Genomic DNA, 18,227 nt, shown 5'->3' with positions numbered 1-18,227 from the left:
ACAAGATAATGAAAAAAATATCATCCATTTTGCTGTCAGGACTCCTTCTATTTGCGATGTCTTGCAAAGAGTCAGAATTCATTGAAGCTTACCCAGACCCGTCAAAACTTGCTGCAACAACCATTGAAAAACAATTCACGGGGTTGTTACAATCAAACAAAGATTACGTCCTTCCTGGGTATCGTTTATACTTTGTTACGCTCCGCACTACTATCAACCACTACGTGCAAACAACGGGTTGGGTAAACGGTGAAGGTCAATACATCCCTGGTTCTTCTGGTGTTGAAGATGTATGGTTTAATTACTATAACACACTTGCGCAATACCGTGAACTACAACGGGTTTTTGCCCAGCGCCCTGCTGATGAGCAAAAAGAGAAGAAAATTTTCATGCTCGCCGCAACAGTTTACATATACGACTATACCCAAAAGCTGATTGACTTACATGGTCCAATCCCTTTCACTGAAGCAGGTATGTTAAGTGCAAACAACGGTGATTATGCGAAATCACTTGCAAAATTTGATTCTCCGCAAGACCTTTATACTAAAATGCTGGACGATTTGAAAAGCATTGCGACCGAGCTAAATACAATTACATTATCTGCTGGTTACCAAAAAGCTTTTACTGTTCAAGACTTTGTCAACTATGGAGATGTGAATGCGTGGAAACGTTATACAAACTCACTTCGTCTTCGTATGCTCAACCGCGTATCTGACGTAGAAAGTTTGAAAGCGCGTTCAAATTCAGAAATCGCAGAAATTTTGGGCAACTCGACTACGTATCCTATCGTAGAAACAAATGCACAGAATATTCAAATGAATGTTTTTGATCTAAAGACGCCTATTAACTCATCAGGGCTTCAAGGTGCCCTTGAGTCTGGTGCTTCATGGTATATCAATTTCGCTGGGAAGAAAATGATTGACCACATGAAAACTAACGCAGATCCTCGTTTGCCGATTATTTTCCAACCAGGCGCCAATGCAAAAGGAGAATATTTGGGAATTGATCCAACTGCAAATGCAACAGTACAAGCAACCTTAGCCAGCGATGGTATGGCTGCGCTTTACAATCGCGTTACTTTCAGTGGAAACAACTACTTCCCTGGGGTTTTGGTCAATGCTGCTGAGGTGAATTTGATAAAAGCAGAATACTACTTGCGAACCAACAACGATGCCAAAGCCCAAACAGCTTACGAAACGGCCATTGACCAGTCGGTGAATTTTTACAACAAGATATTGTCATTGAGTAACAATATTGTAGGTGAAAAAAACATTCCAGTTCCTGCAACAGCCACTCAAATTGCGGCCTACATTGCAAAAGATGGCGTAAACTGGACCAAAGCAGGTACGGCAGCTAACAAGTTGGCGCTCATTGCTGACCAAAAGTGGCTTCACTATAACATCACTCAGCCATTTGAAAACTGGTCTGATGTAAGAAGACTTGATTTGCCTAAATTTAGTTTTGTGCCAGATAACTCCAACAATCAAACATTGCCTCCATACCGTTGGACAATCCCTAGCAACGAAATTACGTACAATCCCAACTATGCGGCGGTTAAAGCTCAAGATAATCTTACCACCAAGATTTTCTGGGATGTAAAATAAGCACATCTGTCAATTAGATTTGCTGTAATTTTTCCTTATGGTATCTAAATTACAGTAAATCTAATCAGCAAAAGATAACCTAACTACCAAACTTTTTTGGGATGTTAAATAGTACTTTTAACCATGTATGCAGTATTCATACATTAAAAATACAACGTTAGAGTTGAACTTTGGTAAGTAGTTAGAATTCCGAGATAGGTTTTATCTCGGAATTTTTTTTATTTTTCGATTCAAATTTCTCCCTTATGACTTCTAAAATTACGGGACTACTCATTGCACTCTTTTGGGCAACAAATGCTTTTTCTCAAGGAAAGCAACTTGCTTTAACGCATTGCCAAAGTTGTCATTTGTACCCTGAACCAGCGCTGTTGGACAAAAAAACGTGGGCAAATAGTGTACTTCCCAACATGGGGCTTCGGTTGGGCATCAAAGACGCAGGTAAAAATCCGTACGCAGACCTCGACCCTAAGGAGGAAGCCTTATTGCGGCAAGCAGGTACATACCCCGAAACGCCGCAATTGTCGCAAGAAGCGTGGAAACAGATTGTTGATTTCTACGTACAAACGGCCCCTGAATCGCCATTGCCACAACCCAAACACGCTCCCATCCTACCAACATTAGCACAATTTGAAGCCCTCGAAGTAAAAGTGCACGACAAACCCATTCCCCAAACATCCCTGCTCAAGTTTAACCCCAAAAATGGCATTTTGTACGTGGGTGATGCCCAAAATGAATTGTACGAAGTCGATTCACTTCTTCAATTACGAATGGCTTGGAACGTCGATAGTCCACCGTCGGCCATTTCATTTCCAACCAATGCCCCTCCCCGCTTGCTCACGATTGGGTCATTTCGTCCTTCTGACCAAGCATTGGGCAAATTAATTGTTCTTGACACTGCCGTGGCCAACGCCACCCTTTATTTTGACGCCATTCAGCGGGGTGTTGACTTTGCTACGGCCGACCTCAACCAAGACGGCCAAGAAGATGTCGTGATTTGTCACTTTGGAAATAACACGGGAAAACTGGCATGGTACGAGAGTATGTTGCCCGAAAAAGAACACATTTTACTCGCTCTACCTGGCGCTCGCAGGGTGGAAATCAGAGACATGAACAACGACAAAAAACCTGACATCGTGGTGTTGATGGCACAAGCCCGCGAAAGTATTCACATTTTTTATAACCTCGGCAAAGGCCAATTTAGAGAAAAGCTAGTACTTCAATTCCCCCCTGTGTATGGTGTAAGTTATTTTGAGTTCGTGGATTTTAACAAAGACGGGGCTTTAGATATTTTATTGACCAACGGCGACAATTGGGATTATTCCGCTATTTCTAAAAACTACCACGGCATTCGTCTTTTTCTGAACGATGGGAAAGACAATTTTAAGGAAGCATGGTTTTATCCGCTCTACGGCACCAGCAAAGCGGTGGCGCGAGATTTTGACAACGACGGCGACCTCGACATTGCCGCCATCTCTTTTTACGATGACCTCGACCGACCCGAACAAGGTTTTTTGTATTTTTCCAACAAGGGTAACTTTCAATTTGACGTCTCAAGCACACAAGCTGCCGCTGCAGGAAAGTGGCTTACTTTAGAAGCCGCCGACATCGACCGCGACGGCGATACCGACCTTGTACTTGGCTCGTATTTTCATAACGTTGGCGAACTAACCAAGCTGATGTTTAAGGGAATTTTGTCCATCCCTCAGCTTCTTGTTTTAAAAAATCAACACATAAAATAAGCAAAGTTAATTGTTATCCGTTAATCGTTAACTGTGCTTAATCATTTAAAAGAGGCTGGATATTGGCCAAAGCCTTACCCAACCCCAATTACTTATTACCGACAGGTGTTCACTATTTACGACTCGCTTGGCAAACTCCTTTGAAGTACCCCACCGATTCGGCGATACCTGCCAACGGGTCTTTCATGTCCTTTTCGTATTCTAAACTACAACTTCCGCTGTACTTGATTTTGCGAAGCATGGCCACAAACGCAGGCACGTCGATGATACCGCGTCCGAGTTCGCAGGTTTTTCCTTCTTTAGAAGCCGCCGTTACGTTTTTGAGGTGAATGTCAAAAATACGGTCGGCGTATTTTTTGAGGTCAGCAATTGGATCATCACCAAAACGCGCATCATGGCCCATGTCAAAACACAATCCCATACGCGGGTCGAGGTTTTTAACGGCATTGATAACCGACGACGCATTTGGCCACAATTTAATGTCGGGACCGTGAATGTGAATCGCGTAACGCATGTCGTATTCCTTCACTTTTTTGTCGATATACGGCAACAATTCTTCGTTTGGTACACCCACAATCAGCTTTACTCCTACCCGCTTGGCATATTCAAAACCATTGTCGATTTCTTGAGTCGTTTTCATGTAAATCGGCCCCACGGCATAGCCCGTTACGTTAGAGGCTTTGAGGGTGGCATGAAACGCCGCGATTTGTTCGTCGGTGCTATTAAAAGGCAAGTGAAAATCTTTGATACAGAGGTAGTGAACGTCCACCTTCCTCATCATTTCGAGGGCTTGATCTAGTTTAAAATGCACAAAACTATAGCCTGCGATTCCTAGCTTGAACAAATCTTCTTGGGCTTTGGGCGTGCTCGCATTTTCGTGCGCCATCGCGGGTGTAACTGCCCCAATCGCCAAAGCGCTACTTGCTTGTTTAAGAAACTTTCTACGGTTATTCATCTTTTTCTCTTGTACTTTTTTTCTTTAAGAAAGGCAAAAAAAGGAAACAGATACTGTTTTGAGCTATAATTCTCTTTTTTTCAAAGACTTCACTGCATGATCTACTGCACGGGCCGTAAGCGCCATGTAGGTAATGGATGGATTGACACAAGAGGCCGACGCCATCGCTGCACCGTCGGTGACGAATACATTTTTACTGTCATGCACTTGGTTGAAAGAATTCAAGACCGACGTTTTTGGGTCGCGCCCCATCCTAGCCGTTCCCATGTCGTGAATGCCCAGTCCAAGGTGCGTTGGGCGGTCGTAAGGAGTCACGTTCTTGAACCCTGCTGTTTCCAACATTTCTACCGCCGAAGCCACTATGTCCTTGCGAATCGCACGGTCATTGTCACTAAAGGCTGCATCAAACACAATCAATGGCACACCCCATTTATCTTTTTTGTCGGGGTCGAGGTACATTCTATTGTTGGGGTCGGGCAACACTTCCCCAAAACCACCAATGCTGATGGCCCACGCCCCTGGCTTGGTCAAGTTTTCTTTAAAATCACCGCCAAAACCATCGGCGGCCACGCCACGGTTCCAGCCTTCGCGGCTCGCTCCGCCTTGGTAGCCAAAGCCCCTGAGATACGCCGTTTGTTTATCGTTCCCCCAGTTTCGGAAACGAGGAATGTAAAGCGCGTTGGGGCGCTGTCCATATACATAATCGTCTTCAAAACCTTCGATACTCGCCGTAGCTCCTGCGCCAAGTTGGTGATCCATGAGATTGCGGCCCACTTGGTCGCTATCGTTTCCGAATCCGTTGGGGAAACGGCTCGATTTAGAGTTGAGCATCAACGCGGCAGTATTGATAGAACCTGCGTTTAAGAAGATAATTTTTGAGAAATAATCGGTAACAAGATTGTTATGCTGATTGATAACCCGAACGCCAACGGCCTTATTTTTTTGGTCATCGTAGATAATTTCAGCCACAATCGAATCGTGCAACATCGTTAGGCGTTTGGTACGCATGGCAGCAGGAATCGCGCCCGACAGCGAACTATAATATCCACCATAAGGACATCCACGCGCGCACTTGTTACGGTACTGGCACGATGCTCTACCAAGCTCGGTATGAATGGCTTGGGTTTGCGTAAGGTTGGCCACCCGCCCTACCGTTACGGGGCGATTAAACTTGTCGAACATCACTTTTTTGAAATAAGCCTCAGGCGCAAACAGCGGCATGGGCGGCAAAAAATGCCCGTCGGGCAGTACGTCCAAGCCTTCTTTTTGGCCACTTACGCCCACAAATTTTTCCACGTGTGTGTACCAAGGCTCCAAATCTTCGTACCGAATCGGCCAGTCGATACCGATGCCTTCTTTGGCATTGGCTTCAAAATCTTGTTTGTTCCAGCGGTACGACTGACGCCCCCAGTGCATGGATTTCCCGCCCGTATGGTACGCGCGAATCCAGTCAAAAGGACGTTTTTCAACGTACGGATTTTCTTTATCGTTGGTCAAATGGTTTACCACTTCTTCGCTGCCGAGTCCCCAAAAACGGCTATTAGCCCAGCGTTCTTCGGCCGAAACGAGCGTGGTTTTTCCACGGTGTTCAATTTCCCACGGCTGTTTCATGGCTGTGTCGTAATCTTGGACGTGCTTGATTTCTTTTCCACGCTCAATCATCAACACCTTCATGCCTTTTTCGGTCAGCTCTTTCGCTGCAAAACCACCCGTCATCCCCGACCCAACGACAATGGCGTCAAAGGTATTTTCTTTCGTTGCTTTTATATTTAAGTACATGATTTTCAAAATATTATGTGAGTAATGAAAGTTGAGAGATGAGAGTTGAGTATATAAGAATGTCTTATAACTCATCACTCCTCTCTTATAACTCCTCACTAAATTTACACTTAATACGCGTATGATTTTTGGTTGGTTTTGAGCTTGATATTTTCCAATTTTCCAGGAATTTGTACGTACTCAAACGAAGCCTTGATACCCGCTTCAGAGGTAAAATACCCCAACAGCGTCAGTTCTTTCATCAATCGCCAAAAAGGAACCGTTTTTGATGGCGTCTTCATTTGTTCTTTGGTTTGCTGCTCCATCATTTTGAGCGCACCGCGCCGTTCGGCTTCGTTCAGTTCCAAAAATTTCAGCTGTTCCAACGAAGTTACCCCCTCCATAAAACGCTGGTGGTCAGGCTGCGAATAACAATCCTTGAGCATCATTTCGACAAAAGCAGGCACGCCCACGTCTTTGGCGCCTGCGGTATTGGTGCGTGGGATAATCATTTCGGCTACTTCTGCGATAATCTTTTGCTGCGTAGCCGTTAAGCTAAAAGCCGCGGCGTTTGTGGTAGGAGTTGTGGCCTGCTCCCAATGGTTCATGGCCATGAGGGTTGGCGCCGATAGCGTTCCTCCAAACATCAAGGCAACACTTTTAATGACCTCTCTTCTGTTCATTTTTCCTGAGTTGATTGGTAAATTGGGTTAATTACTTTAAAAGAATTTTAAGGCTGTTTTTTAACCGTTAGCGCACAATTATCACCCACCCGAAAGTTTGAAACTTTTATTTAGCACCTTCCCGAAAGTTCCAAACTTTCGGGAAGGTTACACTTTTTCAAAGGAAAAATATGATACAACACCTATATCAAGACCTACTAAACTGGAAAAATTCGTCCACAAGAAAGCCGCTCATTTTGCAAGGAGCAAGACAAGTAGGAAAAACATGGCTGATGAAAGAGTTTGGAAAAAGAGAATTTGAACAAGTTATTTTAACAAAATTCGGCCAAAAACTGCCTCAGTGATAAATGGTTAATGCCTTCCTAATACTAAATTAACTTGGCATGTTCTATCTCAAAAAATCTTCAAAATCACCAGGACTAATCAACTGTTTTTCAACTGGTTGATATGCTTCTACAAAAGAATTGGGGAACTTATTTTTGGCTTTGGGATTCCATTTGAATTCGTACGCATACATCTGTCCGCCTCGTTCTTCAATATAATCAATTTCTTGCTGAGCGTGGTTTCGCCAGAAATAAGCTTTTGTCATACTGTTGTTGTAGTGATTTGCCTTCAAACGCTCGCTTATCAAAAAATTTTCCCATAAAGCTCCTGTATCATTTCTTAATGCCAACGGATTAAAATTCCCAATGAGGGCTTGTTTTAGCCACTTGGCGCGGTCCTAAAACAATCAATACTTTACCCTCATTCCAATGACCTTCCAAGTGCGCCTTGAGCTTTCTTTGCTATCATTTTATATAAATCTACAGATTATAATCTACAAATTCATATAAATTTATTGATTATAGTATATCTCTCCTTTTTTCTTGATGATTGATTTTTCACATCTACAAACAGAAAAGGGGGTGGCTAAGTAGTTTATATTGATTTGAATAGCTTACGCGATAGAAACTTACTTTGCAAACAAATCCTCTAAAGTAAGCGAATTTTCTAGTAAGCCCAGTGAATACAAATTGGGCTTCAACTATCCACAAAACTTCACACGTTTTTTTTAATCGCAACGGCGCCCCGACAGACGGTTGAGCGTAGTCCTATGGACTTTCGGGGGGAATTCCAAAACCCCACTTTCTATCCCTAAAATCCGACTTATATCCCAGAAATTTTGCAGGCATTAATGAGGCAAGTAGGTTTGCTGCACAACAACCAAGCAGGAAGCCGAAAATGCTGATTTAGAGTAGGCAAAATTTACTAAGAACCCTCAAAAATGAAAACTTTAAAAACCCTTGTAACAATTCTGTTCATTGGTCTTACATTAACATCCTATGCCCAAGAGAGAGGACATTCTTTTAGTCCTAATTATAAAGGCTATTATTATTTGCGAACAGCATTCACGGGCGATGCACTATCTCTTGAAAGCAATGGTTCAGCGAGTAATGTTATGAGTGGCGCATCGTTCATGTCTTCGCAAAAAGGTGCGACTGGAACCATGTGGAAATTAGTTCCGGATGCTAAAAACAAAGGGTGGTATCGCTTACAATCGAAAGATCAGGGCGATGGTAAATGTTTAGAAGCTAATACCGCTGGGGGGGAGAAAGACGGTCGGTCTTTTATGGATAACGTTCAAGATGTAACAGGCCAGCTATGGCGATTGGATTTAGTGAGTGCCACTAACGGCGACCACCTCTATAGATTGCGTACGATGCTGCATGGCAACAACTTTTCTTTAGAAGGAAATAAGCCTGATAATAAATCCGTATATTCTGGCAACGCATTTATGGATAAAACTCAAAATGTTTCGGGCCAAATGTGGAGATTAGTGCCAGTACAATAAAGCCTTACTTATCCCAAAACTGCCTATCGGCTAGTATTAAATTGAAAATTTCAACCTTTTATCAACCAATCAAATTTCCGACAAAGTCACACATTTTAGTATGAACAAATCATCCATTATTTCAGGCGTTTTATCAGTACTTGTAGTATGCGGTAGTTTATTGTTTACCAGTTGTGAAGGCCCAGAAGGTCCTGTTGGTCCCGCAGGCCCAGCAGGACCCGCAGGACCGACTGGTGCTAGCGGCCCCGCTGGACCTGCCGGGCAAACTGGCAATGCCAACGTGATTCAAATCTCATACGCAGCCAAAACTTGGACGGCTGCAAAAGGCTCAGTTCAACAATTTGTTTTCCCTTCCAATGTCACGACGGCAATAATGAATAGTAGTGCTGTATTGGTCTATATGACCGATGGCACACCAAATAACGCAACCTCTTATGGTTGGTATGCTATCCCTGGTATTGTTCCATCAAATGGAGCTGAACATGAATTCTACTTTCAAACTACTTTTGCTGGAAACACCGCAGGAATAAATATTTATAGAAAAGTAGCTTCGACAGCCACACTTTCAGCCTCAACTCGTATAGTGATTATCCCTGCCAACGACATCCGCAATGGCCGTCAGGCGGCCGTAGATTTCTCCGATTACAATGCTGTGAAGGAGTTTTATGATCTGAAAGATTAGTAAATAGACTTCTGTAAACCACTAAAATGAATACAATTTTGTGTTAAGTTTACAGAAAGATTTATTAATGCAAATAAAATCAACTTCCCGAAAGCGTTAGCCCTTTCGGGAAGTTCTTTCGCAATTATGCCGAGCCAACTCATTAAAATATTACTTTTACTAATCACGGCTCTGGCTACCTCTGGCTTCGCTCAACCGCTTAGTCTGCCTACAAAAGAGGTAGATAGGTTGAAACAAAATTTGACTGAGGTTATTGACGACACCAATCGGGTGATTAGCTTGTGGCAGTTGGCTAGGTATCATACCATGACAGATCCTCGCCAAGCGGTTGTGTATGCCACGGAGTCTATTCGCCTCGCCCGAAAACTTAATTATACGTATGGCGAATTGGTGTCTTTGCAGGCGTTGAGCTTTGTCTCAACCATCACGGGTGACTGGCAAAACGGTATGCAGACGGCGTATGAAGGCTTGCAGGTGAGTCAAGCAAAATACCCCAAGCTGGAAATTGTTTTTTATAATCTGATAGCACTCGTTTACGAAAAACAACAAGATAGCCAACACCGATTAGAATGGTTATTGAAAGCCAAAAACCACCCCGAAATCGAATCGCTTCCCAATAACGGAAAATGGCTGATTTACCATAATCTTGGCGAGGTTTACGAAAACCTAAATGAATTTGACTCTGCCATGTATTATGGCAACCTAATCGATACGAGTTGTCGAAAATTGAACATCCCTATAGAGGTATCGTATGCCAATGCCGTCATGGGAAGGGTAGAAAAAAAACGCAAAAATTACCCACAGGCATTGCATTACCTAAGAACTGCGATTGGTTTCTCAAACAAATTTGGCAATCCTTTTTTAGAGTCTGAACAGTCGGTTGATTTAGCGGGGGTTTTTCAGGCAATGAACCAACCTGACTCAGCTATTTTTTATGCAGAAAAAGCCTTAGCAGGCGGCCGACAATTCAAAAACTTAGTGCTTACCATAAACGCCGCCAAACTTTTAGCTCAAATCTACGAACAAAAAAATCCAGCCAAGGCTATCAATTATCTAAAAATTGTAAATGCCTCTAACGATAGCCTTTATACTACTTCTAGAATTTTTCAAACGCAAAATATTGTAAATACCATCAAACAGCGTGAACGAGAATTAGTAGAAGCGAAAAAAGAATACGACTATTCTATCAGGCAAAATGCGCTCATTGGATTTCTAGCATTTTTTGGAATTCTGACTCTCATTTTGATTCGGAACAACCGTCAAAAACAGAAAAGTAATGCGATTTTGAAAGATAAAAATCGAGAAATTAGTCTTCAAAAAGACGAAATCGAAAAAACAATGGAGCAAAAACAGGTGCTCCTTTCTGAACTGCAACACCGAGTAAAAAACAATTTGCAGTATGTGATCAGTATCTTAGAAATCCAGAAAGAATCGGCGAGCCATAGCAACATTGACGACTTGATAAGAAGCAACCAGAATCGGATTCATTCGATTGCTTTGCTCCATAAAAAATTGAATGTTTCGGAAAGTGTCAATGACGTGGACTTGAAACGATACGTAACCGACCTATCCGAACTCGTCAAGGATTCGTATGACATCAAAGGAAACAATGTGAGCCTGTTTGTCACTTGTGACATCGAGACTTTGTCTATCACAAAAGCCCTACCGTTGGGCTTAATCATCGTCGAGTTGGTCAGCAATAGCATGAAACACGCCTTCAAAAATCAACCAAACGGCATCATTAATATCGAAATTGCCCAGGATAAAAACTCAAAAAAGAATTGCCTGCACTATATTGACAATGGTATTGGCTTTGATTTTAAGAATATACAAACCAAAGGGCTTGGGGTAGAAATCACAAAAGGGTTGATTGACCAACTCAATGGCACCGTGGAAACTCAACTCAAAAAAGGGTTTGAACTGAAAATGTGTTTTTAAGTAGTAGAGCAAACATTTTGAGGTATTTGCTTTAACACAATTCATTGACTCTGAACGGATAACAATTTTTACACTAAAAAACGTAAAATCGGTATAAATCAGTCAAATCAGCGTCATCTGTGTTCCATTTTTTAGTTTATAACTCGAATTATTTCAAGAAAATGAATTCAAAAACAATACTAATCGTAGAAGACGATTTTCTGAATAGAAGGCTCACCAAAAAGATTCTTCAAGAAAATGGGTATCAGACTTTGGAAGCAAAAAATGCCAATGAAGCCTTGGCTATTCTCAACAAGGAATTGGTTGACCTCGCTATTCTTGACATCAATCTTGGCGATGGCGAAATGGATGGTATCAGCTTAGGGAATCTCATTCAAAACAAACAAAAAGTACCATTTATCTATCTGACTGCCTACGAAAATGCCAAAGTCATCAGCGAAGCTGTTGCCACCTCGCCCTACTCTTACCTCACCAAACCATTCAAAAACAGCGACTTGATAGCATCCATTGAATTGGCAATCATAAAATCTTCAAAGGAAGACAAACCCAAACCTAGCATTTTGGTAAAAGATGGCGAATACAAAGTCGAACTACCCATTGAAGACATCAATTTTATCAATTCAGAAGGGAATTATTTACTCTTTTATACCAATGAAAAAACGTATAAATCGCGCGCTACTATTTCGCAAATTTTAGAATTATTACCCCCCTCAAAATTCATTCAAATCCACAGGGCATTTATAGTCAACAAAGATAAAATTGAGAAGTACAATGCTAAAAATGTAGTCATAAAAAACACAACAATACCGCTTTCTAAGAAAGACCTTTTTGAGAAGTAAAATCTTTAGATTGGCAGCCTTGGGGTTGGCAAGGGAAATGATTTTCTTAAACTCCTTCGCCTATTTCTAGTTAATATACTAAATTAAGCCGTTATGTGTCGTTTGGGCGACATTTGGTAAAATGCCAAACTGCTTACTTTGCGCAATTCATTAACTCGAAAATAACTACATGCCCTATATCAATGCCATCGGTACGGCTGTGCCTGCTTTCAAGCACCAACAAACCGACATTTTGAGGTTTATGCTATCGGCCGAAACCTATTTGGAAGACGAAGCCCGTCGATTATCATTGATGTATCATCGAAGCGGCATTTCTTTTCGTCATTCGGTATTGCCCGATTACAGCAGCACCAAAGACGGCTATCAATTCTACCCAAAAACCCCTGATTTAGAGCCATTTCCTAGCGTTTCGCAACGCATGAATTTCTTTGAAACACATGCGCTGACTTTGGCACAAGCAGCCATTGAAGACCTTCATTTTACCAAACCTCTGACCACATTTACGCACCTTATTACGGTAAGTTGTACGGGTTTGATGGCGCCTGGGCTAGACATTCAGCTGATGGAATCATTGGATTTATCTCCCACAATTGTCCGAAATTCGGTCAACTTTATGGGTTGTTACGCGGCTATTCACGCCCTGAAATTGGCCGATGCTTTTTGCCGAGCCGATGCCAACGCGCAAGTTTTGGTTGTTTGTACGGAGCTGTGTACCTTACATTTTCAAAAAGGAAAATCAATGGATACGCAAACTTCCAACTTACTTTTTTCCGACGGAGCCGCCGCTTGCATCGTCAGCAATCATCCCCACGGAAAACGCATCGAAGGGTTTTATTCGGAAGTGGTGCTGGAGGGAAAAAACGACATGTCGTGGAAAATATCTGAGCACGGTTTTTTGATGAAATTGAGCAACGAGGTACCAAAATTACTGGAAGCTTCGATTCAAAAAATGATTCTCAATGCCCTATCTAGCAACAACTTAACGCTTGACCAAATCACCAACTGGGCCATTCACCCTGGCGGAAAAAGCATTTTGGAAGCCATTCAACGGGCCATGAAGTTGGAAAGTACAGCGAGCGACACTTCATTTGAAGTGTTGAGAAACTACGGAAATATGTCGTCGGTGACGATACTTTTTGTGTTAAAAAAGCTATTTTCAACCAACAATGACGGAAATACATTTGCAGTTGCCTTTGGGCCTGGTATCACCATGGAAAGCATGATGTTGGCATGATAGATTTCAAAAAACGCTCCTACACGCCCGAACTTTTGGATGCCAACGACATCCCTTCGGCCGATTTGTTTCAAAACCTGAAAGAACTCAAAATCATCAATACTTTGCTCGGAGGGCATCGGGTGGTGTTGAACGGTATCTCAAAATTTGCCAAAAAAGACCCCTCACTCTACGTCGTTGAAATCGGGTCAGGAGGCGGCGATAACCTCGGGGCGATTCGCTCAAAATACCCCGACTTTTTCCTAGAAGGTGTTGATTTGAAACGCGATTGTACCGATTACGCCCGTAGCCACAACCCATCCGTTCGCTTTCAAACGGCTGATTATCAAAAGGCTATTTTTCATAAAACGCCAAACCTTCTTTTTAATTCGCTCTTTTGTCATCACTTTACCGACGAACAGTTGGTGGACATGCTGCAATGGATGCACAAAAATTCGACCCAAGGTTTTTTTATCGCCGATTTGCACCGTCACACGTTGGCATACTATTCCATTAAGGTCCTGACTCAGCTTTTTTCCCGTTCTTATTTGGTCAAAAATGACGCACCGCTTTCGGTCAGGCGTGGTTTTACGCGCTCGGAATGGGAAACGTTACTTGCCAAAGCAGGTATTACGCATTACACTATACGTTGGCAGTGGGCGTTTCGGTTTTTAATCGTGGTACAACATGCGCAAAAATAAACTTGGCATCGTGGGAGGTGGACTCGCGGGCCTAAGTTTGGCCATTCAAGCAGCTCGAAAAGGGTTTGAAGTTACGTTATTTGAAAAAAACACCTACCCTTTCCACCGCGTATGCGGCGAATACATCAGCCTCGAATCGCACGATTTCATCGAACGCTTGGGCGTTCCGCTTTCCGAATGGAATCTACCGTTCATCAAACAGTTAGAAGTCACTTCGCCCAAAGGTACTCGAATCAATGAAACATTACCGTTGGGAGGGTTTGGGTTGAGCCGCTACCAACTCGACTACGAATTGGCCCGCATTGCCCGCTCGGTGGGGGTAGAAGTACTAGAAAAACATACCGTTAGTAAGATTGACTACTTGACAGCTACCGATTCGTTTGTTATTGTAGCCAACCAGCAAACGCGGGAAGTGGATTGCTGCGTGGGGAGTTTTGGTAAAAAATCGAACCTCGACGTGGCCTGGAAACGTCCTTTTGTGCAAAGCCAAGAAACACGGCTCAACAACTACATTGGGGTTAAATACCACATTCAGACCGACTTCCCCAAAGACAAAATCGCCCTGCATAATTTTGTGGACGGCTACTGCGGCATTTCGGCCATTGAGGACGACAACTACTGCCTGTGCTACCTTACAACCGCCCAAAACCTCAAAAAATCGGGTAATAAACTGGAACAAATGCACGAGCAAGTGCTCTTTCGGAATCCTTATTTGAAATCAATTTTTGCCAATGCTGACTTTTTATTTTCCGAACCCGTCACCATTTCTCAAATTAGTTTTGAGTCCAAAAGCTTGGTCGAAAACCACGTGCTGCTGCTCGGCGATGCGGCAGGGATGATTACGCCCCTCTGCGGCAATGGCATGAGCATGGCGTTGCACGCGTCTAAAATTGCGTTTGAGTGGATTGGCAAATATACCAATGGAACAATTTCTCGAAACGAGTTAGAAACTCAATTTGTGCGCGATTGGAACCAGCATTTTAGGCGGCGTTTGTGGGTAGGGCGACAAATTCAAGCCCAGTTTGGCAGCGAATTTCAAACGGAATTGTTGCTGCGGACGCTTCGGCCTTTTCCTTTTATCATCAAAAATTTAATCCGTCTGACCCACGGGCAACCTTTCTAAACCTTTACTCCATGACGCCCAAAGCCATTCTTCTACATCTTCGTTTGCCATTTTCGTTGTTTTTGATGCCCGTCTATTGGTTTTCTATCAGCCAATCGCCGCATTTCGACGTCACGAAAGCTTGTTGGGTATTTGTGATTTGGCACGTGTTGGTGTATCCCGCCAGCAATGCCTACAACAGCTATTTCGACAAGGACGAAGGCAGCATCGGTGGCCTCGAAAAACCACCCGCCGTGGATAAAGAGCTTTTTACGGTCGCTTGGGCAATGGATATTTTGGCCATTGTACTCAGTTATTTCTTTGTGGGAGCGGTCTTCGCGTTGGCAGTTTTGGTGTATGGCTTGGTTTCTAAATCATACAGCCACACCAGCATTCGGCTCAAAAAATACCCGTTGTTGAGCTGGTTTATCGTCGGTCTTTTTCAAGGTTTTTTTGTCTATTTAAGTACCCAACAAGCTGTTTTACATCCATACAATTCGTTGACAAACAACCTTCTTCCTGCCATTTTGAGTTCGATGATGCTGTGGGCGGTGTACCCCATGACGCAAATTTACCAACACGAAGAAGACGCCAAACGCGGCGACCGAACCTTGAGTCTGCTGTTGGGCATTCGGGGTACTTTCTTTTTTACCGCCAGCATTTACTCCTTGACCGCCCTTTGTTTCTGGGTGTATTTACCGCTTCAGCAATTTCTTCTTTTTATCGTGCTTACCTCTCCCACTCTCGTTTTTTTTCTGAATTGGTTTCGTAAAACGTGGCTCGACGCATCGCAAGCCAACTTTAAAAATACAATGTGGCTCAATTTACTGGCTTCCTTTGGACTGAATGCATTGTTTATAACTCTCTTAATCCTGCAAAAATAAGTGCCGGCGTCGCGTCGGGTTTTGAGAAACCCTCTTCACTGTATCCTCGGGTTGTGAGCAACCCTCTTCACCGTGACAACCCGACTTACATTGAGGCTCACAACCCAATCAACAACGACGAAATTACTTTGCTCCAAATGTCAGCCTACCGACAATTCGGCAGGGAGCTCCACTTTACCTTTGTTTCATTAACCAACAAAGGTATGTCCGAATCCCTTGCTATTCTTTCGCTGACGGCGCTCATCAGTTTTATGGGTTCCATTCATCCTGGCCCCGTCAATTTGGCCGTTGTTAACGCTACCCTTTCCCACAACTTCAAAACGGGGGTTTGGGTGGCTATAAGCGGCACCTTGCCCGAAATCATTTATACGCTGATAGCCCTGCAAAGTCAAGGCTTTTTAGCAAAACATCAAACTGTTTTTCAAACCCTTGAAGTCGCAATTATTCCTTTTTTTCTCGTTATCGGTGTTTACAGTTTTATCAAAACCCCCGTACAACGCAATGCTGCCATCCGCTCTACCCAACCTGTGGAAGCATTAAAAGGCTTTTTGAGTGGTTTGCTCAACCCCCAACTTTTACCATTTTGGGTCGTTTTCTTGATATACCTCCACTCTCATTTTAGCCTAGATACGTTTGGGGCAAAATTCTCTTTTGTGTTTGGCGCAGCTTTAGGTGCTTTCCTCATTTTAGTCCTCTTTGCGTATTTGGCCGAACGTTACCAAACAACTTTGTACCGCTTTTTACATCGCTATCCGATGAATAAACTCATTGGTTTGTTTTTTATCGGGATGTCTTTGTACCAAACTTTTAAAATCTTGGCCTGATTGTCGGCTCACCGACAATTCGCTACGCAACGTCTTTGCACCTTTGTATCAAGATTGAGACTTATCATCCTCTCTAACAGCAACTTCCAACGCAAACAATCAAGTATTAGCATCTAATTACAATTCACATGAAAAATCGTATCGCCCAGTTTACCCTACTTTTCTTTTTGTTTTCGGCCGTTAGTTTTGCCCAAGAAAAAGCTATTTTCCAGAAAAACGGCATCGCCATCAATGGCCACGACGCCGTCGCCTATTTCACTGATAGCAAAGCCGTTGAAGGCAGCGAATCCTTCGTTTTTGAATGGATGGGTGCCAAATGGCTATTCAGTTCGTCTGAGCATCTGGAGGCGTTCAAGGCCAACCCTGAAAAATACGCCCCCCAATTTGGCGGATACTGCGCCTACGGGGTCAGTGAAAACCACAAATCTCCTACCGACCCTAACGCTTGGACCATCGTTGACCAAAAACTGTATTTGAATTACAGCAAAAAAGTCAAAGAATTATGGTCGAAAGATGTCCCAACCCGCATTCAAAAAGCCAACGAATACTGGCCAACGTTGAACAAATCCAATTAATTTATCCCCCAGACCTCCCATGAAAACAAAGCATTTTTTTCTAATCCTGTTGGTAGTTGCCCCCCTATTCGTATATAGTCAGGCGTTACAGCGCTCGAAGCAATTTAACCTTGAAAACGGGTTGGCGATTCAAGGGTACGACCCCGTCGCCTATTTTAACCAAAACAAAGCAGCCGAAGGAAATAAGCAGCTTACTGCTGTTTTTGAGGGTGTTACCTACCGTTTTTCTAGCGCAGCCAACAAAGAGTTGTTTGTCAAAGACCCCAAAAAATACGAACCCCAATACGGCGGCTGGTGTGCCTACGCTATGGGTGCTACGGGCGAAAAAGTTGAAATCGACCCCGAAACGTTTAAAATTTTAAACGGAAAACTGTACCTCTTTTACCACTCTTGGACAAATAATACTTTGACTAAATGGAACAAAGACGAGCCTAATCTCAAGTCCAAAGCCGACAAAAGCTGGACTGTTTTTTTTCACTAAACCTCGACTACTAACATGAAAACGACAGCAATCATCTCGTGGATTTTACGAATAATTGCCGCAGGTATTTTATTACAAACCCTTTATTTTAAATTCACAGCACATCCTGAGTCGGTGGCGTTGTTTACCAAATTGGGGGTGGAACCTTGGGGAAGAATAGCAACGGGCGTGCTCGAACTGATAACGGGCATCTTGTTATTGCTCCCTTCAACCGCGTTTTTGGGAGGTTTTTTGGCCACAGGGCTGATGCTGGGCGCAATAGCCTCTCACTTGTTGGTGATTGGCATCGAATCCCAAGGCGATGGTGGTCAACTGTTTATTTTGGCCGTTGTTGTCTTAAAACTTTCTATCATCATTCAAGTTTTACACCGTAAACAAGCACAACAGTTCGTTCACACGTATTTTCCAGCCAACTAAC

Annotated in this window: 19 protein-coding genes; 15 read left to right on the top strand and 4 right to left on the bottom strand. The window is 43.1% G+C overall.

Going from position 1 to position 18,227, the window contains the following annotated elements; translation table 11 throughout:
* The first annotated feature begins 8 nt into the window (after positions 1-8).
* Complete coding sequence (locus tag FHS57_RS18245; protein ID WP_183976188.1) at positions 9-1,604, top strand: SusD/RagB family nutrient-binding outer membrane lipoprotein; 1,596 nt, start codon at positions 9-11, stop codon at positions 1,602-1,604.
* Between the two features lie 245 nt (positions 1,605-1,849).
* Positions 1,850-3,343, top strand: a complete 1,494-nt coding sequence (locus FHS57_RS18240; RefSeq protein WP_183976187.1) for an FG-GAP repeat domain-containing protein — start codon at positions 1,850-1,852, stop codon at positions 3,341-3,343.
* Between the two features lie 112 nt (positions 3,344-3,455).
* On the opposite strand, the gene FHS57_RS18235 is transcribed toward FHS57_RS18240, so the two are convergent.
* The 3 genes from FHS57_RS18235 to FHS57_RS18225 all read right to left on the bottom strand — a co-directional run bounded on the left by FHS57_RS18235 (position 3,456) and on the right by FHS57_RS18225 (position 6,739).
* Positions 3,456-4,298, bottom strand: a complete 843-nt coding sequence (locus FHS57_RS18235) for a sugar phosphate isomerase/epimerase family protein (protein ID WP_183976186.1) — start codon at positions 4,296-4,298, stop codon at positions 3,456-3,458.
* Between the two features lie 63 nt (positions 4,299-4,361).
* Entirely contained in the window at positions 4,362-6,077 is a 1,716-nt protein-coding gene (locus FHS57_RS18230; RefSeq protein ID WP_183976184.1) for a GMC oxidoreductase, read from the bottom strand.
* 110 nt (positions 6,078-6,187) lie between these two features.
* Positions 6,188-6,739 carry a gluconate 2-dehydrogenase subunit 3 family protein gene (locus FHS57_RS18225; protein WP_183976182.1) on the bottom strand — a complete coding sequence of 184 codons (552 nt, stop codon included), beginning with the start codon at positions 6,737-6,739 and terminating at the stop codon, positions 6,188-6,190.
* 170 nt (positions 6,740-6,909) lie between these two features.
* Here FHS57_RS18225 and FHS57_RS32190 point away from each other — a divergent pair, with 170 nt between their 5' ends.
* On the top strand, positions 6,910-7,083 hold the full coding sequence (locus FHS57_RS32190; protein WP_183976180.1) for an AAA family ATPase: 174 nt from the start codon (positions 6,910-6,912) through the stop codon (positions 7,081-7,083).
* A gap of 44 nt (positions 7,084-7,127) precedes the next feature.
* Here the strand turns inward: FHS57_RS32190 and FHS57_RS18215 are convergent, their stop codons facing one another.
* Positions 7,128-7,412: a DUF4143 domain-containing protein gene (locus tag FHS57_RS18215; RefSeq protein WP_221225664.1), complete on the bottom strand. Its 285-nt coding sequence runs from the start codon at positions 7,410-7,412 to the stop codon at positions 7,128-7,130.
* 591 nt (positions 7,413-8,003) lie between these two features.
* Here FHS57_RS18215 and FHS57_RS18210 point away from each other — a divergent pair.
* The 12 genes from FHS57_RS18210 (at position 8,004) to FHS57_RS18155 (ending at position 18,226) form a co-directional block, all read left to right on the top strand.
* Entirely contained in the window at positions 8,004-8,570 is a 567-nt protein-coding gene (locus FHS57_RS18210; RefSeq protein WP_183976178.1) for an RICIN domain-containing protein, read from the top strand.
* Positions 8,571-8,670: 100 nt separating this feature from the next.
* A complete protein-coding gene (locus tag FHS57_RS31995; protein ID WP_183976176.1) occupies positions 8,671-9,252 on the top strand; it encodes a collagen-like protein in 582 nt (193 codons plus the stop codon).
* Between the two features lie 240 nt (positions 9,253-9,492).
* Positions 9,493-11,190, top strand: a complete 1,698-nt coding sequence (locus FHS57_RS18200) for a tetratricopeptide repeat-containing sensor histidine kinase (RefSeq protein WP_221225663.1) — start codon at positions 9,493-9,495, stop codon at positions 11,188-11,190.
* Between the two features lie 161 nt (positions 11,191-11,351).
* On the top strand, positions 11,352-12,029 hold the full coding sequence (locus tag FHS57_RS18195; RefSeq protein ID WP_183976172.1) for a LytR/AlgR family response regulator transcription factor: 678 nt from the start codon (positions 11,352-11,354) through the stop codon (positions 12,027-12,029).
* A 169-nt stretch (positions 12,030-12,198) separates the two neighbouring features.
* Entirely contained in the window at positions 12,199-13,263 is a 1,065-nt protein-coding gene (locus FHS57_RS18190) for a type III polyketide synthase (RefSeq protein ID WP_183976170.1), read from the top strand.
* Complete coding sequence (locus tag FHS57_RS18185; RefSeq protein WP_221225662.1) at positions 13,260-13,943, top strand: methyltransferase domain-containing protein; 684 nt, start codon at positions 13,260-13,262, stop codon at positions 13,941-13,943. The genes FHS57_RS18190 and FHS57_RS18185 overlap by 4 nt, the downstream gene beginning before the upstream one ends.
* The gene (locus FHS57_RS18180; RefSeq protein ID WP_183976168.1) at positions 13,930-15,066 is read left to right on the top strand and encodes an NAD(P)/FAD-dependent oxidoreductase; all 1,137 of its coding nucleotides are present in this window, start codon (positions 13,930-13,932) and stop codon (positions 15,064-15,066) included. The genes FHS57_RS18185 and FHS57_RS18180 overlap by 14 nt, the downstream gene beginning before the upstream one ends.
* A gap of 11 nt (positions 15,067-15,077) precedes the next feature.
* Positions 15,078-15,929: a UbiA family prenyltransferase gene (locus FHS57_RS18175; RefSeq protein ID WP_183976166.1), complete on the top strand. Its 852-nt coding sequence runs from the start codon at positions 15,078-15,080 to the stop codon at positions 15,927-15,929.
* Positions 15,930-16,132: 203 nt separating this feature from the next.
* Positions 16,133-16,753, top strand: coding sequence for a LysE family translocator (locus FHS57_RS18170; RefSeq protein ID WP_183976164.1), 621 nt, complete (start codon positions 16,133-16,135; stop codon positions 16,751-16,753).
* A gap of 128 nt (positions 16,754-16,881) precedes the next feature.
* Entirely contained in the window at positions 16,882-17,328 is a 447-nt protein-coding gene (locus FHS57_RS18165) for a YHS domain-containing (seleno)protein (protein WP_183976161.1), read from the top strand.
* A gap of 19 nt (positions 17,329-17,347) precedes the next feature.
* Positions 17,348-17,809 carry a YHS domain-containing (seleno)protein gene (locus FHS57_RS18160; protein ID WP_183976160.1) on the top strand — a complete coding sequence of 154 codons (462 nt, stop codon included), beginning with the start codon at positions 17,348-17,350 and terminating at the stop codon, positions 17,807-17,809.
* Positions 17,810-17,824: 15 nt separating this feature from the next.
* A complete protein-coding gene (locus FHS57_RS18155; protein WP_183976158.1) occupies positions 17,825-18,226 on the top strand; it encodes a DoxX family protein in 402 nt (133 codons plus the stop codon).
* The last annotated feature ends 1 nt before the right edge of the window (position 18,227 follow it).

It is taken from the genome of Runella defluvii (assembly GCF_014195535.1).
Lineage (GTDB): Bacteria > Bacteroidota > Bacteroidia > Cytophagales > Spirosomataceae > Runella > Runella defluvii.
The sequence above is the reverse complement of the archived record's forward strand: the minus strand, read 5'-3'. Positions and strand labels throughout refer to the sequence as shown.